This is a genomic window from Bacillus thermotolerans (assembly GCF_000812025.2).
Lineage (GTDB): Bacteria > Bacillota > Bacilli > Bacillales > Domibacillaceae > Quasibacillus > Quasibacillus thermotolerans.
The window spans coordinates 17079-39833 of sequence record NZ_JWJE02000018.1; the positions used below are offsets into that span (position 1 = coordinate 17079).

26 protein-coding genes are annotated in these 22755 nt (G+C 44.9%); 16 read left to right on the forward strand and 10 right to left on the reverse strand.

The window, feature by feature from the left end; genetic code table 11:
* Position 1: 1 nt before the first annotated feature.
* Entirely contained in the window at positions 2-1354 is a 1353-nt protein-coding gene (locus QY97_RS08875; RefSeq protein WP_039231114.1) for a YjiH family protein, read from the reverse strand.
* A 271-nt stretch (positions 1355-1625) separates the two neighbouring features.
* On the opposite strand from QY97_RS08875, the gene QY97_RS08880 reads away from it, so the two are divergent.
* Positions 1626-2528: a Cof-type HAD-IIB family hydrolase gene (locus QY97_RS08880; protein ID WP_039231116.1), complete on the forward strand. Its 903-nt coding sequence runs from the start codon at positions 1626-1628 to the stop codon at positions 2526-2528.
* Positions 2529-2636: 108 nt separating this feature from the next.
* Positions 2637-3896: a threonine ammonia-lyase IlvA gene (gene ilvA, locus QY97_RS08885; RefSeq protein WP_039231118.1), complete on the forward strand. Its 1260-nt coding sequence runs from the start codon at positions 2637-2639 to the stop codon at positions 3894-3896.
* A 91-nt stretch (positions 3897-3987) separates the two neighbouring features.
* Here the strand turns inward: ilvA and bshB2 are convergent, their stop codons facing one another.
* From bshB2 to pdxK, 3 genes are all read right to left on the reverse strand, one after another.
* Positions 3988-4683, reverse strand: a complete 696-nt coding sequence (gene bshB2 / locus QY97_RS08890; RefSeq protein WP_039231184.1) for a bacillithiol biosynthesis deacetylase BshB2 — start codon at positions 4681-4683, stop codon at positions 3988-3990.
* Positions 4684-4710: 27 nt separating this feature from the next.
* Positions 4711-5058, reverse strand: coding sequence for a YojF family protein (locus tag QY97_RS08895; RefSeq protein ID WP_039231119.1), 348 nt, complete (start codon positions 5056-5058; stop codon positions 4711-4713).
* Positions 5059-5196: 138 nt separating this feature from the next.
* A complete protein-coding gene (gene pdxK / locus QY97_RS08900; protein WP_039231122.1) occupies positions 5197-6006 on the reverse strand; it encodes a pyridoxine/pyridoxal/pyridoxamine kinase in 810 nt (269 codons plus the stop codon).
* Positions 6007-6408: 402 nt separating this feature from the next.
* Here pdxK and QY97_RS08910 point away from each other — a divergent pair, with 402 nt between their 5' ends.
* From QY97_RS08910 to QY97_RS08925, 4 genes are all read left to right on the forward strand, one after another.
* Positions 6409-7089, forward strand: coding sequence for a uracil-DNA glycosylase (locus QY97_RS08910; RefSeq protein WP_039231125.1), 681 nt, complete (start codon positions 6409-6411; stop codon positions 7087-7089).
* 150 nt (positions 7090-7239) lie between these two features.
* Positions 7240-7413 (forward strand): hypothetical protein, encoded by a 174-nt coding sequence (locus tag QY97_RS08915; protein ID WP_039231128.1) that lies wholly within the window; start codon positions 7240-7242, stop codon positions 7411-7413.
* Between the two features lie 15 nt (positions 7414-7428).
* Entirely contained in the window at positions 7429-7719 is a 291-nt protein-coding gene (locus QY97_RS08920; RefSeq protein WP_039231130.1) for a YwdI family protein, read from the forward strand.
* An 11-nt stretch (positions 7720-7730) separates the two neighbouring features.
* Positions 7731-8099: a DUF423 domain-containing protein gene (locus QY97_RS08925; protein WP_039231132.1), complete on the forward strand. Its 369-nt coding sequence runs from the start codon at positions 7731-7733 to the stop codon at positions 8097-8099.
* A gap of 276 nt (positions 8100-8375) precedes the next feature.
* Here QY97_RS08925 and gerQ read toward each other — a convergent pair whose 3' ends face one another.
* Together gerQ and hemQ are read right to left on the reverse strand one after the other, a co-directional pair.
* Positions 8376-8792, reverse strand: a complete 417-nt coding sequence (gene gerQ / locus QY97_RS08930; RefSeq protein ID WP_082090121.1) for a spore coat protein GerQ — start codon at positions 8790-8792, stop codon at positions 8376-8378.
* A gap of 194 nt (positions 8793-8986) precedes the next feature.
* On the reverse strand, positions 8987-9733 hold the full coding sequence (hemQ, locus tag QY97_RS08935; RefSeq protein ID WP_039231135.1) for a hydrogen peroxide-dependent heme synthase: 747 nt from the start codon (positions 9731-9733) through the stop codon (positions 8987-8989).
* A gap of 247 nt (positions 9734-9980) precedes the next feature.
* On the opposite strand from hemQ, the gene QY97_RS08940 reads away from it, so the two are divergent.
* Positions 9981-10823 carry a lipoate--protein ligase family protein gene (locus QY97_RS08940; protein ID WP_039231186.1) on the forward strand — a complete coding sequence of 281 codons (843 nt, stop codon included), beginning with the start codon at positions 9981-9983 and terminating at the stop codon, positions 10821-10823.
* Between the two features lie 39 nt (positions 10824-10862).
* Here the strand turns inward: QY97_RS08940 and QY97_RS08945 are convergent, their stop codons facing one another.
* Positions 10863-11552 carry an RsfA family transcriptional regulator gene (locus QY97_RS08945; RefSeq protein WP_039231137.1) on the reverse strand — a complete coding sequence of 230 codons (690 nt, stop codon included), beginning with the start codon at positions 11550-11552 and terminating at the stop codon, positions 10863-10865.
* 217 nt (positions 11553-11769) lie between these two features.
* On the opposite strand from QY97_RS08945, the gene QY97_RS08950 reads away from it, so the two are divergent.
* From QY97_RS08950 to QY97_RS08960, 3 genes are all read left to right on the forward strand, one after another.
* The gene (locus QY97_RS08950) at positions 11770-11994 is read left to right on the forward strand and encodes a DUF1450 domain-containing protein (RefSeq protein WP_039231139.1); all 225 of its coding nucleotides are present in this window, start codon (positions 11770-11772) and stop codon (positions 11992-11994) included.
* A gap of 175 nt (positions 11995-12169) precedes the next feature.
* Positions 12170-13468, forward strand: a complete 1299-nt coding sequence (locus tag QY97_RS08955) for an HD domain-containing protein (RefSeq protein ID WP_039231141.1) — start codon at positions 12170-12172, stop codon at positions 13466-13468.
* A 40-nt stretch (positions 13469-13508) separates the two neighbouring features.
* Positions 13509-14042: a YwgA family protein gene (locus tag QY97_RS08960; protein WP_039231143.1), complete on the forward strand. Its 534-nt coding sequence runs from the start codon at positions 13509-13511 to the stop codon at positions 14040-14042.
* 34 nt (positions 14043-14076) lie between these two features.
* Here the strand turns inward: QY97_RS08960 and QY97_RS08965 are convergent, their stop codons facing one another.
* Positions 14077-14262 carry a 2-hydroxymuconate tautomerase gene (locus QY97_RS08965; RefSeq protein WP_039231145.1) on the reverse strand — a complete coding sequence of 62 codons (186 nt, stop codon included), beginning with the start codon at positions 14260-14262 and terminating at the stop codon, positions 14077-14079.
* A 151-nt stretch (positions 14263-14413) separates the two neighbouring features.
* Here QY97_RS08965 and QY97_RS08970 point away from each other — a divergent pair, with 151 nt between their 5' ends.
* Both QY97_RS08970 and QY97_RS08975 read left to right on the forward strand, forming a co-directional pair.
* Entirely contained in the window at positions 14414-15058 is a 645-nt protein-coding gene (locus QY97_RS08970) for a site-2 protease family protein (protein ID WP_039231147.1), read from the forward strand.
* Between the two features lie 27 nt (positions 15059-15085).
* Positions 15086-15592: a YwhD family protein gene (locus QY97_RS08975; RefSeq protein WP_039231149.1), complete on the forward strand. Its 507-nt coding sequence runs from the start codon at positions 15086-15088 to the stop codon at positions 15590-15592.
* A gap of 180 nt (positions 15593-15772) precedes the next feature.
* Here QY97_RS08975 and QY97_RS08980 read toward each other — a convergent pair whose 3' ends face one another.
* The gene (locus QY97_RS08980; RefSeq protein WP_039231151.1) at positions 15773-17827 is read right to left on the reverse strand and encodes a transglycosylase domain-containing protein; all 2055 of its coding nucleotides are present in this window, start codon (positions 17825-17827) and stop codon (positions 15773-15775) included.
* Between the two features lie 215 nt (positions 17828-18042).
* Between QY97_RS08980 and speE the strand changes: the two genes are divergently transcribed.
* Together speE and speB are read left to right on the forward strand one after the other, a co-directional pair.
* Complete coding sequence (gene speE / locus QY97_RS08985; RefSeq protein WP_039231153.1) at positions 18043-18873, forward strand: spermidine synthase; 831 nt, start codon at positions 18043-18045, stop codon at positions 18871-18873.
* An 18-nt stretch (positions 18874-18891) separates the two neighbouring features.
* Entirely contained in the window at positions 18892-19779 is an 888-nt protein-coding gene (gene speB, locus QY97_RS08990) for an agmatinase (RefSeq protein WP_039231155.1), read from the forward strand.
* A 43-nt stretch (positions 19780-19822) separates the two neighbouring features.
* Here the strand turns inward: speB and QY97_RS08995 are convergent, their stop codons facing one another.
* Entirely contained in the window at positions 19823-20164 is a 342-nt protein-coding gene (locus QY97_RS08995) for a hypothetical protein (protein ID WP_039231157.1), read from the reverse strand.
* 208 nt (positions 20165-20372) lie between these two features.
* Here QY97_RS08995 and QY97_RS09000 point away from each other — a divergent pair, with 208 nt between their 5' ends.
* Both QY97_RS09000 and argS read left to right on the forward strand, forming a co-directional pair.
* Positions 20373-20816, forward strand: a complete 444-nt coding sequence (locus tag QY97_RS09000; protein ID WP_039231159.1) for a DUF1934 domain-containing protein — start codon at positions 20373-20375, stop codon at positions 20814-20816.
* An 85-nt stretch (positions 20817-20901) separates the two neighbouring features.
* Positions 20902-22572, forward strand: coding sequence for an arginine--tRNA ligase (argS, locus tag QY97_RS09005; RefSeq protein WP_039231161.1), 1671 nt, complete (start codon positions 20902-20904; stop codon positions 22570-22572).
* Positions 22573-22755 lie beyond the last annotated feature (183 nt).

The following is a 22755-nucleotide window of genomic DNA, read 5'->3' on the forward strand; positions in this document are numbered from 1 at the left end:
GTTAAAAGATCAAATGAGCGATAACAGCAATAATCGGCAAGGAAATAATCGTTCTTAATAAGAAAATAATGATCAGGTCTTTTAAAGAAACTGGAATTTTTGTCCCCAGCAGCAATCCGCCGACCTCTGATAAGTAAATCAATTGTGAAACTGATAGAGCAGCGATCACAAAGCGGGTCAGCTCGCTTTCAATGCCTGAGCCGATAATCGCAGGCAGGAACATATCGGCAAATCCGACGAGCATAGTTTCCGATGCTTCGGCCGCATAAGGGATCTGCAGAAGTTCAAGAATAGGAATGAACGGCAGACCGAGCCATTGGAAGAATGGAGTAGTTTCAGCAATGATCAAACCGATCGTACCGACAGCCATAACAATCGGTGCTACGCCGAGCCACATATCGATTACGTTTTGAATACCTTCCTTAAAGACAGAAGAAAATCGATTCTTTTCTGCATGGGAGACAGCCTGTTCAAAGCCGTAGCTCACAGGTGTATAGCCTGCAGGTACATTCTCATCCTCTTCGCTTCTAGGCTTCCCGTTAATAAATGTATCTTCCTTCCTGGAAAGGGGAGGGATCCGCGGCATGATGAGGGCACAGGCAACTCCCGCTAAAATAATGGTGCCGTAGAAAGGCAGGAAGTAGCTTGTTAGGTCTACTTCTGAGATGATCACCAAGCAAAATGTAATAGAAACAACGGAAAAGGTTGTGCCGATAATGGCCGCTTCCTTCTTCGTATAGAAGCCCTCTTCATACTGCTTGCTTGTCAGAAGCACACCGATTGTGCCGTCTCCTAGCCAGGAGGCCAGTGTATCAACGGATGACCGGCCAGGCAGTTTAAAGAGCGGACGCATGACTTTTGTTAGCGAGTAGCCGACAAATTCGAGCAGCCCAAAATTTAATAGAAGAGGCAGCAGCAGGCCGGCAAACAAGAAGGTAGCGAATAAAGTAGGAAGCAGAGAGTAAAGCAGTGTGCCGCCAATGGCATCGCTGTAAATCCATTCCGGTCCAAGCTGATATAACGTCATAAGTGCTAATATGGCTCCAAGCACTCGTATAAATGTCCATAATGGAGAAACATTAAATAATGAGTGCAAGAACGGCGAGCGCATAATGAAGGCCGGTTTCGCTATCTTAACGAGTAAAGATCCTAAAGCGGAAAGGACAATCAAGTACGCCATAATAACTGGTGTGGCATCGCCGAGCGATTCCAGCAAAAAGTTTGATAAAATGGCGATAGGTATAGTTAACTCGCCATTCTGTGAAATAGGCATGATAAAGAAGAAAATACCTATTAAGGAAGGAATGACGAACTTTAGTACGTTGGATAATGATGTTTTGTTTGTGTTTTCCATTTTATATTCTCCCTATAAGTAAGAGTGTATAATTATTAATAGATTTAAATTTTAATTCATATCCGAAAAAAAATCTACCCTTTTGTTAATGTTTAAATTTATAAAAAATTTACATTTTCAACGGAGAACACCCCATTATTTTTTGTATATAATTTAATATACAAATAAATAAGAAGAAATAGGCAGCGGCAGCAGGCCTTTTTTAAGGTTTCTGTCCATTGTTCATGTTACAATTCCAAAAGAGTACATTAAAAGAAATGCAGGTGTGTTCATGATTAAATGTGTTGCAACAGATATGGATGGAACATTGCTGGATGCAAAAATGCAAGTCAGCCAGGAGAATAAGAAAGCAATTGAAGCAGCCCAAGCTCAAGGTGTTGAAGTAGTGGTGGCGACAGGGCGCTCTTATTTTGAGGCACGCTTTGCGCTGGATGAAGCAGATATTCACTGCCCGGTTATTTGTATTAATGGTGCGGAGACACGGGATCCAGAAGGGAATATTGTAGAGCAGGCCTTTCTGCCAGTGGATCAGGCACTTGAAGTATATTCAATGTTGAAAAAGGCTGGCCTTTATTTTGAAATATACACAGATCAAGGAACATACACAGACGATTATGAGAAGGCTCTTGACATTATGGTTGATATCTATTTATCAGGCTATACGGATCTTTCTCCTGAACAGCTTCGAGAGGAAGCTAAAAAGCGTTTTGATATCGGGCTTTTGTATCTTGTAGATAGTTATGAGCCAGTCATTCGTGAAGGCAAACACTCCATTTACAAGTTTCTCGCTTATTCCTTTGATGAGGAGAAGCTGGAGAAGGCGTCAGGCCTGCTCGAGCGCATACCTGAGCTCGCAATCAGCTCTTCAGGAAGCGAGAACATTGAAATTACGCATACCGATGCCCAAAAAGGAACGGCACTTGAGCGGTTTATCGAATCAAAAGGTATTCGCTTAGAAGAGACAATGGCCATCGGTGACAACTTAAATGATTTATCCATGCTTCAAAAGGCTGGTGTTCCTGTTGCTATGGAAAACGCAAATCCGCAAGTGAAGCAAGTTTGCAGCTATGTGACTGATTTAAATGACGAAAGTGGGGTCGCCTCAGCGATCAACCGCTTTATCCTAGGCGAGCAGGTGTCATCATTCCATTCCCCATCTTTGAAACAGAAATAAGGAAAATCAGTAAACGGCACTTCCCGCCGTTTCAGAAATAGCCCTATCCATGCTTGGATAGGTATGTTAAAATGATTCATAAAATTCAATTAAAAGAAGGGGAAAACTGTGAATAAGGCTTTAACAAAAATAAAGGTAGAAGACATCGTCATGGCAAGTCAAACGCTGAAAGGCGTGGCAATCAAGACACCGCTTCAGAAAAACGAGCTGCTTTCCGCACGCTACGGCTGTAATATCTTTTTAAAGCGAGAGGATTTACAGGTTGTGCGTTCATTTAAATTGCGTGGTGCGTATAATTTCATTTTCAATCTGTCGACAGAAGAGCGGGAAAAGGGAGTTGTCTGTGCAAGTGCAGGTAACCATGCACAAGGCGTAGCGTATTCCTGCAAGGCACTTAATATTAAAGGGGCTATCTTTATGCCTTCTACGACGCCAAAGCAAAAGATCTCACAGGTGAAGCTATTTGGCGGTGAGAATGTAGAAGTCATTTTAACCGGCGATACCTTCGATGATTCGTACGTAGCTGCGAAAGAGTATGGAACAAAGGAAGGCATGGTATTTGTTCATCCGTTTGATGCTTACATGACAGCAGCGGGACAAGGGACAGTCGGAATTGAAATTATGAACGAAGCACCACAGCCGATTGACTATGTCTTTTGCTCGATTGGCGGCGGCGGCCTTGCAGCAGGAGTCGGCTCTTACTTGAAGAGTATCAGCCCACTGACAAAAGTCGTTGGTGTAGAACCAGAAGGGGCAGCAAGCATGAAGGCTTCGATCGCCAATGGAGAGGTAACTCCGCTTGAAACAATTGATCCATTTGTAGACGGAGCGGCAGTGAAGAAGGTTGGCGGACTGACAATGGATGTATGTAAAGAAGTGCTTGATGATATCATAGCTGTGCCGGAAGGAAAGGTATGTACAACCATTTTAAATCTATATAATGAGAATGCCATCATTGCTGAACCGGCTGGAGCTCTGCCAATTTCTGCGCTTGATTTTTATAAAGATGAAATTAAGGGCAAGAATATAGTGTGCATAGTGAGCGGCGGAAATAATGATATCGACCGCATGCAAGAGATTAAAGAGCGCTCATTAATTTATGAAGGCTTGAAGCATTATTTCATCGTCAGCTTTCCGCAACGTGCCGGAGCACTTCGTGAGTTTATGCAGGACGTACTGGGAGAGACAGATGACATTACACGCTTTGAATATACAAAGCGCACGAATCGCGATCAGGGTCCCGTGCTTGTTGGGATTGAATTAAAGTCAACAGACGATTACTTGCCTCTTATTTCAAGAATGAAGCAAAAGGGCTTCCCGTACACCGAGCTTAATAACGACCCGCTGTTATTTAATCTACTTATTTAATCATATAAAAACACGCTGCCTCACTTAGAGCAGCGTGTTTTTATATGAAGTGAAAAGAATCCCCTTCTTACAACAGCAGAGGGGTTGACGGTTAATCTTCTATGTCACTCACATTGTCTTTTGCCCAGTCATAGAGCCAAAAACGTTCAAATTTTACGCGTTGAACAGTTTCCTCATCATTAACAGCGAGGAGCTTCTCCATTTCCTTTAACATCCAAGCGGTTTGGGATATATGCGCGCGCATAGCATTCATCTTGTGTTCGAATACATCCGATACATCATGGATGATATCCGCAGGCCCAAGGTCGGTCTCCGTATTATTCGCAAAAGCAACTAAGTGAAGCTTCGGGCGTTCCTCGTCGGGAAGCTGGCGAACCGCACGGACAACCGCACGTGCAGTGGCCTCATGGTCAGGATGCACGGAGAATCCCGGGTAGAAGCTGATAATTAAGGAAGGCTTGAGCTCTTCAATTAAATCTGCAACAAGCTTTACCATCTTTTGGTCATCTTCAAATTCTACGGTTTTATCCCGCAGGCCCATCATGCGCAAATCCTTAATGCCGATGGCTTTAGCTGCTTCCTTCAGCTCAGCTTTGCGTATATCAGGCAGAGATTCTCTCGTGGCAAAAGGAGGGTTCCCAAGGTTCCGCCCCATTTCACCGAGCGTTAAGCAAGCATATGTAACGGGAGTGCCCCTTTTGATATGGACAGCCAGTGTGCCAGACACACCGAATGCTTCATCGTCAGGATGCGGGAAAACGACAAGCACCTGTCTCTCTTTTTCAATCTCCATGTGAACAACCTTCTTTCTTGCTTATTTAAACGGTACTTCTCCGATTTCTAAAGCGACAGCCAGCTTTCCATCGTAGTCGTGGCCAGCTAAAAGCAATCTTCCTCTTTCATCAAAGCCATAATGAGTTAAACCTTCTGCATATACCCAGCCAATCGGAAGCTTTAAGCCTACTCGATAAGGACCTTCTCCGACAATCTTTCCATGCTCATATTGAATATTGGCATTTCGGATATAAGCTCCGGCTGAGAAAAACTTCTCGTCAAAGTGAGAGGCATAAGCCCCATTGGTTGTTTCTAAATGAATGTATACGTCTTTCTTTGCAAAATGATCTATGGACTCTTGAACTTTTGCAGGGATAATCGGCTCCATTTTCGTCCACCTCCGTAAGCGCCTTCTATTCAATATTCTACTAAAAAATCCGATTAATTGCGAAAGATGCATCCAAAAAAAGCTGTTCCGCAAGCGACAGAGTGTCTTCTCGCGGAACAGCGCCTGCTATTCACTCCATTATTTTTGGATGCGGTTAAAGGCACCATGCATAACAGGGCCTACATATTCGTTCAGCTTAAAGCCATGACGAATGGCTGCGCTGACAAAGTCTTTAGCATTGGATACAGCTGTCTTCATGTCTTTTCCATTTGCCAGGTTAGCTGTAACTGCTGCTGCAAATGTGCAGCCGGCTCCGTGGTTATACGTTGTGGCTACTTTTTCTGCTTCGAGCACAGTGAAATCGCTGCCGTCATAGAAAAGGTCTAAAGCTTTTTCGTGCTCAAGCTGTTTTCCGCCTTTGATAACGACCGATTTCGCACCTAAGTCAACGATTTTTTGAGCTGCTTCTTTCATCTGATCAACTGTGCGGATAGGGCCAAGTTGGGAAAGCTGTCCAGCTTCAAATAAGTTTGGTGTCACGACCGCTGCAATTGGGAGCAAGAACTCACGCATGGCAACAGGTGCTTCAGGGTTTAATACTTCATCTTCTCCTTTGCACACCATAACCGGATCGATAACAATTTTATCTGAACCGCTTGCCTTCATGTGCTTAGCTGCCACTTCAATGATTTCGGCAGTTGCCAGCATGCCTGTTTTCATTGCGTCAATGCCTACAGACATCGCTGTTTTTAATTGAGCTTCGATTGTGTCAATCGGAACCGGATGAACCCCGTGGCTCCAATGGTTATCAGGATCCATTGTAACGATTGTTGTCAGGGCAGTCATTCCATATACGCCGTGCTCCTGGAATGTTTTTAAGTCAGCTTGGATACCTGCGCCCCCGCTTGTATCTGAACCTGCGATTGTTAATACCTTTTTCATTTCCATGATGTGAAAAGCCCCTTTCAGTATGGCGATAAGTATAGGTTAATATACATTTGCTCAAGTATATAGTAACATTTTAAAAAAATCCAACCATTTCTACAACCTTTCCTTTAAAAAAAGCCCCTCTTTCCAACGAGAGAGTGTCAGTGCAAAAGGCTTTGAGAGCGGTAAGGTCGTTGGAGTGATGAAGCAGCTTAGAGCGGGTGATAGAGTTATAAAACCTTGTGAAATCAACATCTAGCAGCCGTTGATATTCCGGAGATAGCAACTGAGGGCGTCCTCCTGAAAGGTCAAAAAGAGTCCATTCCTTTGTAAAAGAGCAGAATTTGTCTCATAATTAAGGATTTTGGGTATAAACCAACCAGATAGGCTTCAAGCTAGGTGTATAATAGAAAGGGTGATTAGATGAGTAAAAGCATATTAAAAAATGATTGGGCTGAGTTGCTGGAGCCGGAGTTCGAACAGCCGTATTATAAAGAGCTTCGAGAATTTCTAAAGAAAGAGTATCAAACAGAGACAGTTTATCCTGAAATGAACGATATCTATAACGCTCTTCACTATACTGCTTATAAGGATATAAAAGTCGTGATTCTTGGTCAGGACCCTTATCATGGACCTGGTCAGGCTCATGGTCTAAGCTTTTCTGTTCAACCAGATGTGACACCGCCGCCTTCTTTAAAGAATATTTTTAAAGAGCTGCAAAGCGATCTTGGCTGCCAAATTCCGAACAATGGTTATCTTGTTCCTTGGGCCGAGCAAGGGGTGCTTCTTTTGAATACGGTACTGACGGTGCGAAAGGGAAAAGCCCATTCTCATCGCAATAAAGGCTGGGAGAAGTTGACGGACCGGATTATTTCATTAATTAATGAGCGTAAGCAGCCGGTTGTGTTTATTCTTTGGGGGCGCCCAGCTCAGAAAAAGCTAGCGCTGATCGATCAGGACAAACATTGTATTATTCAATCGCCTCATCCAAGTCCGCTTTCGGCTTCTAAAGGTTTTTTCGGAAGCAGGCCATTCTCGAAGGCGAATGATTGTTTAAAGCAGCTTGGCGAAGAACCAATCAACTGGCAGCTTCCTAATCGATAAAATCTTCCAAACTTCAAAATCTTCCAAACTTCGCTGTTTCACGTGAAACAACGACACAAACAGACAAGAATAGCAATTGTCAAAAAGTATCCTTATCCCTTTTAGGTGAAATTTGTTAAAATGAGAACCATGAAGGAAAGGAGCGGGTGTATGGAGAAGGTCGATTGCTTTAAATGCCGGCAATTCTACGTGACGTGGGATCAAAGAAGCCCTCGTGGCTGCCGGGCTTATGGCTTTAAGTCAAAGCAGCTGCCAGCAGCAGTTGTTCTTCAGGCTTCCGGACACCCATGTTATCAGTTTTCACCTAAGCTTAAAAAGCAGTAGCAGGGGGTGCATTACGTGGATATTTCACATAAGTCCGTTCTGAAAAAAATGGAGGAAGAGCTCCAGCGGGCAGGAAAAGCAGAAGGAAATAGTGCGATGAAGCAGCATGTTTATACCATCCGCACACTTTGTGACATGCTTTTAGATGCTCAAGGTGACGGAAGTATACAAATAGAAGCAGAGGATGTTTCGAAACCTGTTCTGCTTCGCCCAGAGGTCCCGCAGACTGTACAGCCGGCGGTTCATCAGCCGAATAAAATCAGCACAGATGATGGGGCAAATGGGGATTCTATCTTTGATTTTTAAGGAGCGGAAAGATGAAGTTATTTATTATCATTGGTGCAATTAGTGCTTTCTTTTCAGTAGCGCTGGGTGCGTTTGGTGCTCATGGCTTAGAGGGGAAAGTAGAGCCGAAGTATTTGGAAACGTGGCAAACGGGTGTGCAATATCAAATGTTTCACGCAGCTGGATTGATTTTAGTTGGTTTGTTAATCGGTCAAGTGCAGGCAAGCTCTCTCTTGAACTGGTCAGGCTGGCTGATGCTGATTGGAACGGTGATTTTCTCAGGAAGTCTGTACGCTCTGACGCTATCAGGAGTGAAAGTGCTCGGGGCCATCACGCCTATTGGCGGCGTTGCCTTCTTAGCAGGCTGGGTTCTGCTTGTTTTAGCAGCCCTCAAATTTTAATCACAAAAGCTTTCACACCTTGCTTAGCCTCGACGGGCAAATGTTCTTTCCCAAAAGAAGCGTTCTATGCTTTGTTGGGGAAGGTTATTTGCCCCCGAGAGGCTGGGTGTGAAAGCTAGCCGAAACAAAAGCTTTCACACCTTGCTTAGCCTCGACGGGCAAATGTTCTTTCCCACAAGAAGCGTTCTATGCTTTGTTGGGAAGGTTATTTGCCCCCGAGAGGCTAGATAGAGGAGGAAAAAGCTGCTCTCCGTTAGATGCGGAGAGCAGCTTTTTTTAACGTGGCGGATAGGAAGCGAGCGGACCTCCGTCGAATGGGTATTGATACTCAAGTTCTTCATCAAATGTGGCGTAATCGAAGTACACCATTGGCAGGAGGACACGTCTTCCTGTTTGTGGATCGCTTAAGATTAAATGATCGCGGCCGGCAGCTTCAATGAGGCCTGTAAATGTCCTGGCATTCCATTCTTGATTGTTCTCAAATGTAGCATAGACGGTGGCTAATTTCCCGCGGTTCAGGCGCAGAATGTTCTCAATATAAGACTCCTCCATAGGCAGCACGCCCGGTACGTCGATGCCTCCTGTTTGGCCCGTGCCTCCCATTTGACCTGCACCTCCCATGCCTGGGGGAGGAGAGGTTTGAGCAGAGGCTGGAGGCATGGTCGGCTGGCCGGCAGGATACGGATAAGACATATAGCTTGGCTGATAATAAGGTGATCCTGTGTACCTATAAGGATAAGCAGATGGTATATTCACGAAAACCCTCCTTGAAAGATCAGTTTCAAAATCGATTGTCAATTTATGTGTATGTGAGGGTCGTTCGCTTCATGACAAAAAAGAAAGCGATTCAAGTGGGATGCTTGAATCGCTTTCTAGCTTACAAGAAGTTAATTCACGTGCAGCATTTGCTCGAACTTCTCTGCATCAAGCAAATTGCCGACGAAGAAGGAGCCGAATTCACCATAGCGGGCGCTCACTTCATCAAAGCGCATTTCATAAACGAGCTTCTTAAATTGAAGAACGTCATCAGCGAATAGAGTTACGCCCCACTCATAGTCATCAAAGCCGACGGAACCAGTAATCACCTGTTTCACTTTGCCTGCGTATTGACGGCCAATCATGCCGTGGCTGCGCATCAGCTGGCCGCGCTCTTCCATTGGAAGCATGTACCAATTGTCTTCACCTTGGCGGCGTTTATCCATTGGATAGAAGCAAATGTAGTTTGCTTTTGGCAGTTCAGGGTACAAGCGCGCACGGATTTGCGGGTTTTGATATGGATCCTCATCAGAGGATAAGTAGTTGCTGAGTTCAACGACGGATACGTAAGAATAGCCAGGTACAGTATACTCGGCAATCTTGAGCTTATTAAACTCAGTTTCCACCGCATTCAATTCTTCCATGGTCGGGCGGAGAATCATCAGCATGAAATCCGCTTTCTGGCCAACAACGCTGTAAAAAGCATGGCTTCCTTCTTTTGCTTCATGAACGTCATTTAAATTATTTAAAAACTGTTGGAACTCATAAATGGCTGTTTGGCGTTCATCACTTGAAAGCATCTTCCAAGTAGTCCAGTCAATGACACGGAAATCATGAAGACAATACCAGCCTTCGATTGTTTTTGCTGCTTCACTCATTGATTATTCACTCCTAACTGAAAGTCCTGCTTCTACTTATTAATATAACATAAATGACCGGGCAATCCAGAAAAGTGGTTTGACGAGGCTGTGAACGAGCGATGGGAACATGGATTAGGGATATATTGTCCAAGGAAAGGAAATTATATGAAAGACGGACATAGGGCTCTTTTGTCCTATAAAGAAGCGCGTATTGATGTATAATTATGATAAAGGAAATGTTATAGACCGAGAGGGAGAACGTGTGATGAATGAAACGATGGAATTGCTGAAACAAGAGGAGTGGCGACTCATTGACCAATCGAGCTTAGGCCCGATGTTCGATGCGCTGCAGTCATTTGCCTTTGACGATACACTATGCACCTCTGTCGGAGCCGGAGCAAGTCCGCCAACGGCTCGTGCCTGGGTGCATCATGAAACCATTGTATTAGGCATACAGGATACGAAGCTTCCTTATCTTGAGGAGGGTGTGAAGACCTTGCGGGAAGAGGGCTACAAAGTCATTGTGCGGAACTCAGGGGGACTGGCTGTTGTCCTTGATGCCGGTGTGCTGAACATATCGCTAATCCTTCCTGACACAGAAAAAGGGATTGATATTGACAGAGGCTATGAAGCCATGTTTTTATTGATCCGACAAATGTTTGCCGACTTCCCCGTAACGATTGAAGCGCGTGAAATTGTCGGCTCCTATTGTCCGGGAAGCTACGATTTAAGTATCGGCGGACAGAAGTTTGCAGGAATTTCGCAACGGCGCCTTCGACATGGTGTGGCTGTGCAAATTTATTTATGTGTGACAGGAAGCGGCTCTGAGCGGGCAGAAACGATCCGCCGCTTTTATGAAGCGGCAAGGAAGCAGGAGAACACAAAATGGGTCTATCCGGATATTCAACCGGAGGTAATGGCTTCTTTAAGCGAGCTGTTAGGGCAGGAGATAACTATACAGGAAGTCATGACGCGCTTCTTAACAGCGCTTAATCAGCATGCGGAGCGTTTGCAGGCAAGCTCCCTGCAGGGGGAAGAGCTGGATCTTTACCAAGGGTATTTGCAGCGCGTACGGGAGCGTAATGACAAAGCGCTGGCCCATCTATAAAACAACAGCCAGCAGCCGGGAATGATCCCGGCTGCTGGTCTATTCAGCCATTTTTTCAAGATTGCCATTTTGGTCCATTTTGAAGGTGGATGAGCTTGCGTCGTCCTCATCAAACAAAACGAGTTTTCTAGCACGATTCATAATTTTCATGAGTGTTTCATAATCTTCTTGCATGGTGACAGAATTCTGTTCAAGCTCTTTGATGGTGCCTTGCAGCTCTTCTTTTTCCTTTGTGAGCTGTTCGATCTCTTGCTTTAATCTGGCATTCTCTTGTTTTAGCCGGTCAGTCTGATAGGCAGTACCCGTGAAGTTCTGCAGAAAGGCAATGACCTTCTCCATTGAGATTTCGCCGCTTTGAACAGAGACTTCAGATTCAACATCTTCAACTGGCAGGTTTACCTCATTAGCGAGCGGCAGGGACATGGCTTCTACTTCCTCCACAGAAGGCATAGGCGGCTGGTACAGCAGCTTCTTCTTCCCGCCCTGCTCCTTGCCGAGCAGGCGGTTACGCTGCTTTCGCTGTTTTTTCGCAAGAGCTAAAGCCTTCTCATATTGATGACGAACCACTGCATTCCAGCGAAAGCCGCAGGCAGCAGAGGTGCGGTTTAATTTATCCCCGACTTCCTCAAACGCATTTAACTGTGTACTTCCTTCACGCACGTGACGAAGAACGGTTTCCGCTAGCAATAAATCATTTTCTTCTGACCAAGCATCCTGTCTGTTTTTCAATGGATCTCACTCCTTAGTTTATTAAAGATTCCTTACTGACAGCATGTTCTAAATACGATAGATTTATACCAATATGAAAAAATAATTTTTTTCTGCTAGTTTCCCTGTTTAACGGTTAGACTGCTCTCTGTTCGCAGGATGGTATCTTGCCAACAGAAATATTTCAAGGTAAAATACCGTGTAGTCTTACCTTCTTAAAGAAAGGATTGTATGATAGATGGCAAATGAATTTCGAGTTTGTGATGACTGTCAGGCAGTTAACTTGAAAACTCTTGTGCCAAAGCTGAAAGGGATCGATCCTGAGGCAAAAATTGATATTGCTTGCCAGTCTTATTGTGGACCAGGCCGCAAGAAAACATTTACATTTGTGAATAACCGTCCTGTTGCCGCATTGACGGAAGACGAACTAATGGAAAAGATTATGAAAAAGCTGAAGAAATAATATTAATCACCTGCCGCCTTTTGGATAAGGTGATTTTTTATTTCGCAACTGATGAATAGACAGATGACTTTTATCTCTTTCTTCTACTATATGCAAAAAGTAATGGATTTCTTCCTGCTATCCTCACAATTTTGGTTATAATAAGAGCATGATGGAGTTCGAATGGGGGTACAGAATGGAATATTCAAGAAGAAAGCTGAAAGAAGAGAAGGTGTTTAAAGACCCTGTTCATCGCTATATTCACGTCCGCGACCTGGTCATATGGGATTTGATTGGAACGAAGGAGTTTCAGCGCTTAAGAAGGGTTCGTCAGCTCGGTACGACCTACTTAACCTTTCATGGGGCTGAGCACAGCCGGTTTAATCATTCGCTTGGTGTCTATGAGATTGTCCGGCGCATCGTGGATGATGTATTCAGGGAGCGTTCGCAATGGAACAAGGAGGACCGGCTTTTATCCTTATGCGCAGCTTTGCTGCATGATGTGGGGCATGGGCCTTTTTCACATTCCTTTGAGAAGGTCTTCCACGTAGACCACGAGGAATTTACGAAGCAAATCATCCTGGGAGATACAGAAGTGAATGAAGTACTATCAAAGGTAGATCCCGATTTTCCGAAGCAAGTAGCAGAAGTGATTGGCAAAACACATGATAATAAGCTGGTCGTCAGCCTGATTTCAAGCCAGATTGATGCGGACCGTATGGATTATCTGCAGCGAGATGCGTATTTCACCGGTGTCAGCTATGGCCACTTTGACATGGAGCGGATTTTGCGGGTTATGCGCCCCCGTGAGGATCAGGTCGTATTCAAACAGAGCGGCATGCATGCGGTAGAGGACTATATTATGAGCCGCTACCAAATGTATTGGCAGGTGTATTTCCATCCGGTTACCCGAAGCGCTGAGGTGCTGTTGTCTAAGATTTTGCACCGGGCCAAAGAACTGGGGGCCCAAGGGTATTCCTTTACATATAAGCCGCTTCATTTCGAGTCAATTTTCAAAGGCCAGTTTACCTTGCAGGATTACTTAAAGCTGGATGAATCCGTTATGCTGTTTTACTTCCAGGTTTGGCAGGAGGAGAAGGACCCGATCTTGAGCGACTTATGCCGTCGTTTTGTGAATCGTAATTTGTTTAAGTATGTAGAGTTTGATCCAGCGAAAGAGTACCGCAAGCATAGCGAGCTTGAGGCGCTGTTTAAGAAAGCGGATATTGATCCGGAGTATTACCTTGTATTTGATTCCTCCTCTGATTTGCCGTATGACTTTTACCGTCCAGGAGAAGAAGAGGAGCGATTGCCGATTTACTTGATGACGAACCAGGACGAACTTCGCGAATTATCAAGGGAATCGAGTATTGTAGATGCAATTTCAGGGAAGAGACGGACGGATCATAAGCTGTATTTCCCGGCTGACTTTTTAAAGGACGGATCCACCAAACGTAACATCAAGCGTCAGATTCGCAGTCTCTTAGATATTTAGTGCAAAGATAAACATTGGGACAATAAAGTGGGGTTGAATAATGTTATTAAAAGAGCATGCAAAACTAGTGGGGGCGTTTTCTGCTTGCGAAGAAATTATCGGACGAAAGAAATTGCAAAAAATGATTTATATTGCAAAGAAGCTTTCTTTTCCTTTCCAGGAGAAGTTTGAGTTTCATTTTTACGGACCTTACTCGGAGGAGCTTACCTTACGGGTAGAAGAGCTGTGCAACATGGGGTTTCTTCATGAAATCCGTGAGAAGAAGGGTGGATATTATCAGTATCGCTATACACTGACGGAAGAAGGGAAAGCCTTCCTTACCCACTCAGAGGTTGTCATGCCGCAGTTGGAGGGAGCGGTGATAGATATGAACGGTCAAAGTGCCCGTTTTCTAGAACTTGTTTCAACCGTGCTATATTTTGATACGCTTCCGTATGAAGAAGTAGAGGATAAGATCTTTACCTTGAAAAGAAAACAGCGGTACACAAAAGAGGAGATTGCTGAAGCATATGAGTATATTGAACAATTAAAAAAGCAGTACGTGCCGTCTTCTAATACCGGATGGAGCCAGTAAGGCTGCTTGGCTGTAAAAGACGGCAGCGTCCTGCTTAGTTGTCGCTTAGGCGTTTGCCGGCAACTGCATAGTGATTTTTAGACATCTCTTCAATGAATACAACGACTGCTTCTTTAGAAGCACCTGTTGTTTCGGTGACCGCGTCGGTTACTTTTTCAACAAGAGCTTTCTTTTGCTCCTCTGTGCGTCCTTCTAGCATTTTCACTGTGACGTAAGGCATGATTGACTGCTCCTTTCCATACAATGTTCATATAGCTGCAAGGTAATTGTATGCTTTTCCAGAAGGACAGGCAACATAACGACGAGGAAAATCAGCATTTTTTTAAATAGAGAGAAAATGAGGTACAATTCTAGAAAAAGGGGTTTATTATTTGGAGAGTTTTTTAGCTTTTTCATTGAAGGAATTGCCTTTTGTTGTAATTACGCTGATCGTGGCGTTCACCCTGCATGAGTTTGCGCATGCCTATGTGGCTTACAAATTCGGGGACAATACGGCAAAAGACCAAGGCAGGCTGACGCTTAATCCCGTTCAGCACCTTGATCCGATCGGTACAATTTTGATTTTGATTGCCGGGTTTGGCTGGGCACGCCCTGTGCCGGTGAACCGCAGAAATTTTCAAAACCCCAGGCTTGCTGGTGTATTAGTTTCATTGGCTGGTCCTTTAAGCAACTTCCTGGTTGCAGCTATTGCTTACGGTGTTTTATTTTTTGCTGTTGGTTCCGGCCTCCCGCCATTTCTTATTGATTTGCTTAACATGATGGTGTGGTTGAATATTGTGCTGTTTGTGTTTAATCTGCTGCCTCTCCCGCCGCTCGACGGCTACCGGATTGTAGAAGATTTGGTACCTGCTCGAACGAGGATAAAAATGACGCAGTATGAACAGTACGGCACCTTGATTTTTCTCATCATTGCTATTACCCCCTTATACCAATACACGATACAACCTATTTTCAGCGTAGCTTTACCTTCTATTATTCAAGGCTTTAATATGATATTTGCTACGTTGTTCGGCTAAGCATAGCTGGAGAAAGGAGGAGTTTGTATGGAGAAGAAGAAAAAAGTCCAATTCAATATTATTAAAAATGATCCAACAGATGGCCACAAAGGCTTTGGAAAGGGGGCACTGTCTCTAGAGAATGTATCCCCGGTCTTTATAGATGTAGAAGAGGGAGAAGCCTTTATTGATATTGGTGCCATGCATGCCCGCAGCGCCGTTGAGAAGGGAATTAAATTTCTTCCGAACAAAGAGGAAGTGCCGGAGGGAGCTAAGCCGTTCTGGCTTGTCTGGGTCACCATTGACCAAGGAGCGGAAGGCCCTTTCTATACAGGTGTGACTGCTTGTGAAATGACAGTTAACCGCGAAAAGCGCAGAGGCTACAAGTCGCTTCCTGAGCACGTCAACCGCATGGACAAGTCACTAAAGGGACATATTATTGTGGATCACATGGATGCCCCTTCTAAGAAGATATTGAAGGATTTCTTGCGGGGCCATAATGAGGAGGTGTGGAATCGCTCCTCTGAGGAACTCAAAGAAGGACTAGCGGAATAATTATCCGTTAATTTCCTGTTTGGTGAACAAAAAGTGAACAATTTTCGAAAAAGTTGTTCACATCTTGCCCAATAACTAGAAAAAAAGTACACTTGAAGTAATGCATGAACTGCATAAACTAGGACAGAAAGACGCCCCGGGCCGCACACCCGGGGCGTTTCTCTTTGTTGTTTATTCCTTTTAATAGAAAGGGAGAAGCCGCTTGAGCCAGCTGTCTTCGTTCTTTTGCTTTTTCATTTCCTTTTCTTCCGGCAAGTGATCAGTGCAATATTCCTCAGGCTCCGTTCCTTCAACGAAGTACATTTTTCTGGAGACTGGACAGTGTTCGGTCGCAAGCTTTCCGTTTTCTGGATTGACATCCAGGGCAAGAACGCCCTTTGGTTTCGGAAAGTATTTCACGGGCTGACCGGTATGGGCTTTCTCCATAAACTGTACCCATACCTTTTTGGCGTACCCTTTTTCTTCAGCTTTTGTGATCTCCTGCCCATTGTCGTATCCAGTCCAGATACCGGCAGCCAGCTGCGGGGTAAAGCCGATCATCCAGTAATCATAGGCTGTGGATCCAGATTTCCCCGCATAAGGGCGTGTCATATTCTTGGCAATGGAGGCCCCTGTCACACTGGCATAGCTGCTGAGCGTTTCATCAAACATGCCTGTCATCATGTGAGTGAGAACAGCTGTCTGTTTCTTGTCGAAGCGAGGCTCCTCATCAGCTGCATGTTCGTAAATCACATTGCCGTCCACATCTTCTACCCGGGTAATGAAAACGGGCTCCGTATATTGTCCGCCGTTCGCGATGGTGGCGTAGGCGTTAACCATATCCAGCACGCGGACACCAGATGTGCCGAGTGCCAGCGAGGGAACAGGCTTTAACGGAGTCGAAATGCCAAACTCCTTGGCGGTATCTACAAGCGTCTCGGGCTTTAAAAACAAGTTCGTTTTCACAGCGTAAATATTGTCTGAGACAGCAAGTGCCTGTTCCATTGTAATGTCTTCATCTGCATAGCGATGGTTAAAGTTGCTTGGTTTATAAATTCCGTGGCCATTGTCATATTCAAAGGTTGTTTTCTCGCTTTTTAGGCGGGTTGCCGGAGTGAAGCCATTTTCCAGAGCCGCATAATAGAGAAGCGGCTTAAATGTAGAGCCAGGCTGGCGCACCGCTTGAACGGCCCGGTTATAGGAGCTTTCTGTAAAATCTTTTCCTCCGACGAGCGCTGTAACATAATGCGTGTTTGGTGAGATCGCCACGAAAGCAGGCTGTATGTCTGACTCTTCACTAATGACCTGTTTAACCGCCTCTTCAGCTGCCTTTTGATGCTCTGTGTTCAATGTTGTGTAAATACGTAAGCCGCCGAGTGCGATGGTTTGTTCGTCCATGCCGAGCTTGTCAGCGAGTATCCGTTGAACGGCATTTCGAAAGTAAGGTGCCGTTTCTGCATCCTCATGCGGGTGTTCTCCAACCACATGGAGCGCCGTGGCGTAGGCTGATTGACGCTGGGCTGATGTGATTGCGCCGCCTTTTTCCATTTCACGCAAAATAACACCTTGACGCTCTTTCGCTTTCGATAAAGAAGCAAGCGGTGAGTAAATGGAAGGGCCTTTTGGAATGCCTGCAAGCATACTAGCCTCTGCAAGTGTCAGCTCGCTGGCTTTTTTCCCAAAATAGAATTGGCTGGCGGCTTCAATGCCATAGGCACCATGACCGTAATAAATCGTATTTAAATACCCTTCTAAAATTTCCTCTTTTGAATAGCTCATTTCAATGCGAAGCGTGTACACTGCCTCAAGAATTTTCCGTTTCCATGTTTTGTCATGGGTAAGGTAAAGGTTGCGGGCGTATTGCTGGGTGATGGTGCTGGCTCCTTGCACCATTGCCATCGCCTTTATATCGGCTAATGCTGCGCCGGCGATCCGTTTAATATCAAAACCGTGATGCTCAAAGAATTTTTTATCTTCGACGGCCAGGGTAGCTTCTACTAAATGAGGAGATACTTCGTCAAGAGAGACCCAGTATCTTTTCTCGCCAGCATGGTTTTCTCCGATGACCTGTCCGTCACTAGCGAAATATAGAGTGGATTGCGGAACGGCTACTTCAGGCTTACCTAACAGCTTCATGGATAATAGGCCAATGCCAAGTAGCAGGAGCAGCCCTGCCGCTGCAAACAGACCGAAAAAGAAAAAAGCACGTATCCATTTCACTGTTTTACGATAGCCTGACAGGGTAATGACTGTCATATAGAGGTTACCTGCCTTGTAAAGAATAATTATGAATAGTATGAAAAAGTTTCCGGCATTTTAAACATAGGAGAGAATATTTCTATGGATTAGACAAATAAGGAAAAAAACCGCTTGAATTTTTGCGGAATTTGTCTATACTTTTCTCAGTGCAAATGGACGGCAGCCGCTGCTGACCACAAGCCGAACACCCTTTACAGAAAGGAAGAAAGAAAATGAGCGGACTATGGTATACAGAAAAACAAACAGAGAACTTTGGCATTACCATGAAAATTAAACAGACGCTTCATACGGAGCAAACGGATTTTCAATATTTGGAGATGGCTGAAACAGAAGAGTGGGGCAATATGCTCTTTCTAGATGGCATGGTGATGACGTCACAGAGAGATGAATTCGTCTATCACGAGATGGTTGCTCATGTTCCTCTCTTTACTCATCCAAATCCGGAAACCGTCCTTGTAGTCGGCGGCGGCGATGGAGGGGTTATTCGCGAAGTACTGAAGCACCCTGAAGTGAAGAAAGCGACACTTGTAGATATTGACGGCAAAGTCATTGAATATTCCAAGAAGTACCTGCCGGAAATTGCTGGCAAGCTGGAGGATGAGCGTGTAGATGTACGAGTGGATGATGGATTTATGCACATTGCAAACAGCGAGAATGAATACGATGTCATCATGGTCGACTCTACGGAGCCTGTTGGCCCAGCCGTAAACCTGTTTACAAAAGGCTTCTATGCGGGAATCGCCAAAGCACTGAAAGAGGATGGCATTTTTGTGGCACAGACGGATAACCCTTGGTTCAAAGCGGATTTAATTCGTGAAGTGCAGCGCGACGTGAAGGAAATCTTCCCTGTTACACGCTTATACACAGCAAACATTCCGACTTATCCGAGCGGGCTCTGGACGTTTACGATTGGATCAAAGAAACATGATCCTCTTGAGGTGAAAGAGGATCGATTCCATGACATTGATACGAAATACTATACGAAAGAGCTTCATAAAGCTTCGTTCGTACTGCCTAAATTCGTAAAAGACTTAACAGAGTAAGGAAAAGGTGGGAAGGTTATGCGTTTTGATGAAGCTTATTCAGGCAACATTTTTATCGGCGCCCAGCAGGACTACGAAAACTGCAAGGTGGTCCTGTATGGCATGCCGATGGATTGGACAGTCAGCTACCGGCCGGGTTCACGCTTCGGCCCGGGACGTATCCGTGAGGTATCCATCGGCCTGGAAGAATACAGCCCTTATCTAGACCGGGAGTTAGAGGAAATCAGCTATTTTGATGCAGGCGATATTCCGCTTCCGTTCGGAAACCCCGCTAAAAGTCTGAACTTGATCGAAGACTATATTGACGGCTTATTGCAGGATGGCAAATTCCCGCTTGGCATGGGCGGTGAGCACCTTGTTTCTTGGCCCGTCATGAAGGCGGTAGCGAAGAAGTATCCAGACCTGGCGATCATTCATATGGATGCACATACGGACCTGCGCACAGAGTATGAGGGAGAGCCTCTTTCTCATTCGACGCCTATCCGGAAAATTGCCGAGCTGATCGGCCCTCAAAATGTATATTCGTTCGGTATTCGTTCCGGGATGAAGGAAGAATTCGAATGGGCGAAGGAAAATGGCATGCATATTTCAAAATTTGAGGTATTGGAACCATTGAAGGAAGTGTTGCCGAAGCTTGCGGGACGCCCTGTGTATGTGACAATTGATATTGATGTGCTTGACCCAGCACATGCACCGGGGACAGGTACAGTAGATGCAGGCGGCATTACATCTAGAGAGCTTCTAGCCTCCATTCACGCCATTGCTCACTCAAATGTAAATGTGGTTGGCGGTGACTTGGTCGAAGTCGCACCGGTTTATGACGCCTCTGAACAGACAGCCAATACGGCTTCCAAGCTGATTCGCGAAATACTGCTTGGCTGGGGACTCGTCAATCAAATGAAGTAAACAAAGAAACACCTCCAAGCTTGCTCTTGGAGGTGTTCTTTATTTAAAAGTCTTTTTTCTCACTTAAGCGGTATTTATCAAGAATTCCCATCTGGTCAATGTGATGTCTAGCTTCCTCGTCGCCAAATTTATAGATTAAGCCATAGATCGCAATGAGTGAGCGGTCGTACTGGTCGTCTTGGGGGTCGATGGAATAATCAAGGTATGGGACATGGGCGCGGGCAAATGTACTTACTTCGGCTGAGTAGTTTTCTGAAAGAATCTGTCTAATAAAGTCTGCTTCCTCCTCTGTCACAGCGATTCGGAAGTTTCCTTTTGCATCTGATGTCGGCAGCATTTCTCTACTGGCAGGATCCACATAATAAATATGCTTCTCTTGTTCCATAATTAACAGCTCCAATCCTTTTTTTATTGATGTACCACAAGTGCCGGCACTTTAATCTTCAAGAAAGACAGAAAGTATGAATTCAAGAAGAGAAGCCTACCCTTTTTAGAGAGAGCAGGCGATGAAAGGAACTTCGCATTGCAATTTTATATAAACATTTTTATACTTAATAAGTTATAACAAGAATTTTTAAAAGGATGTGAATAGCTTGATCAAACAAACGCAAGCACATATTCCTGTTAGTATTCATTTAGTATCGAGCGTTGAGCAAGAAGGACAAAAGGACATTTATGAGATGATGCTTTCCGGAAAGTTCTATGAGCAGGGTCAGCTGTATGTTCTTGAATATGAAGAGCGTCAGGAAGAAGGCTCTATCCATACAACGATTGAGTTCTCTAAAGATCGTGCTGCCATTTCACGCAGCGGAGCAGTGAACATTAACCTGCCTTTTCACAGGGAGGAAGCACTAGGCGGTGCCTTCACGACTCCTCAAGGCTCCGTACCCATTACAACCGAAACAAAGAAGCTTTCCCACAGCCATACATACGGAGAATCGACATTAAAGGGAACGTTTCAAATTGACTACAGCCTGCATGTGCAAGAGCAAACGGTAGGCAAATACTCCCTAGAAATTCAATTCAACGAAAAATAAACACAACGCTTTATTGCTTTAGTGTAGTGGGGGACAGACCCCCGCTGCTTTAAAGCGCGAAAGACTCATGAGGAGGTAATAATAAATGAATGTGGCAGAGAAGGTTCAGGAGGCATTAAAGGCGGAGATCAAGGCGGCCGTATTAAAGGCGGGCTTGGCAGAGGAGGCCGAGGTGCCTGCTGTCGTATTAGAGGTGCCGAAAGAGAAGGCGCACGGTGATTATTCAACGAACATGGCGATGCAGCTGGCTCGCATTGCCAAAAAAGCGCCGCGTGCGATTGCGGATGATATCATCGCGCATTTTGATTCGTCCAAAGCCTCAATTGAAAAGATTGAAATTGCTGGTCCCGGCTTTATTAACTTCTATATGGATAACAGCTATTTGACTGATTTGATTCCAGTTGTTCTCCGAGAAGGAGATGATTATGGCCGGACAAATGCTGGAAATAACGAAAAGGTCCAAGTGGAATTCGTATCAGCTAACCCGACAGGAGACCTGCATCTAGGGCATGCCCGCGGTGCCTCAGTCGGTGACTCCTTATGCAACATACTGGACAAGGCAGGCTATGATGTAACGAGAGAATATTATATTAATGATGCCGGCAATCAAATTAATAACCTGGCTTTATCGGTAGAAGCTCGTTACTTCCAAGCGCTTGGCCATGACAAGGAGATGCCGGAGGACGGGTATCATGGACAAGACATTGTTGGGATTGGTCAAAAGCTGGCGGACGAATTCGGCGATAAATTTGTGAATATGGAGGAGAAGGAACGCTTTAACACGTTTAGAGAGTACGGCTTGAAGTATGAAATGGAGAAGCTGAAGAAGGACTTGGAGGATTTCCGCGTGAAGTTCGATGTTTGGTATTCAGAAACCTCTCTTTACCAAAACGGCAAAATCGATGAAGCGCTCGCTGCCCTGCGTGAAAAGGGTCATATTTATGAAGAGGACGGGGCCGTTTGGTTCCGCTCTACAGCTTTCGGTGATGACAAAGACCGGGTATTGATTAAGAATGACGGCAGCTACACATACTTAACACCAGATTTAGCCTATCATAAGGATAAATTTGACCGTGGATTTGAGAAGGTCATCAATGTTTGGGGGGCCGACCATCACGGCTATATTCCGCGGATGAAAGCGGCAGTTGAAGCGCTTGGCTACAACCCTGACCAGCTAGAAGTAGAAATTATTCAACTGGTTCACCTGTATAAGAACGGTGAAAAAATGAAGATGAGTAAACGGACAGGAAAAGCCGTAACGATGCGGGATCTTGTGGAAGAAGTAGGGTTAGATGCTGTCCGCTACTTCTTTGCGATGAGAAGCTCGGATACGCATATGGACTTCGACCTTGACTTAGCCGTGTCCGAGTCCAATGAAAACCCGGTGTACTATGCTCAATATGCTCATGCTCGCATTTGCAGCATTTTGCGCCAGGGTGAAGAGCAAGACTTAACGGTAAACGAGCAGGCGGACCTGTCTCCTTTAAAAGCAGAGAAAGAATTTGAGCTGTTAAAGAAAATCGGTGACTTCCCGCAAGCGATTGCGGAAGCAGCTGAAAAGCGCATTCCTCACCGAATGACGAATTATGTTCAGGAGCTGTCTGCTGCCTTCCATAGCTTTTATAATGCAGAAAAAGTGTTAGATGCGGAGAACAAGCCGCTATCAGAGGCCCGCTTAGCACTAATTCAAGCGGTTCAGGTTACACTGAAAAATGCTTTGCAGTTAATTGGCGTATCTGCCCCGGAAAAAATGTAAAAGAAAAAAGTCCTGCGAGAACAAAGGGGATCGCAGGACTTTTCTTTTGGAAAAAGAGTCTAACTAAATAGAATATTTTTTATATTACAAACTAATGGTTGACTGAACGCTCGTTCATAATATAATATAACTAATATAAATATTCTGAAAAGTGTAAACTTTATTCATGAAAGAGGGGAGTGC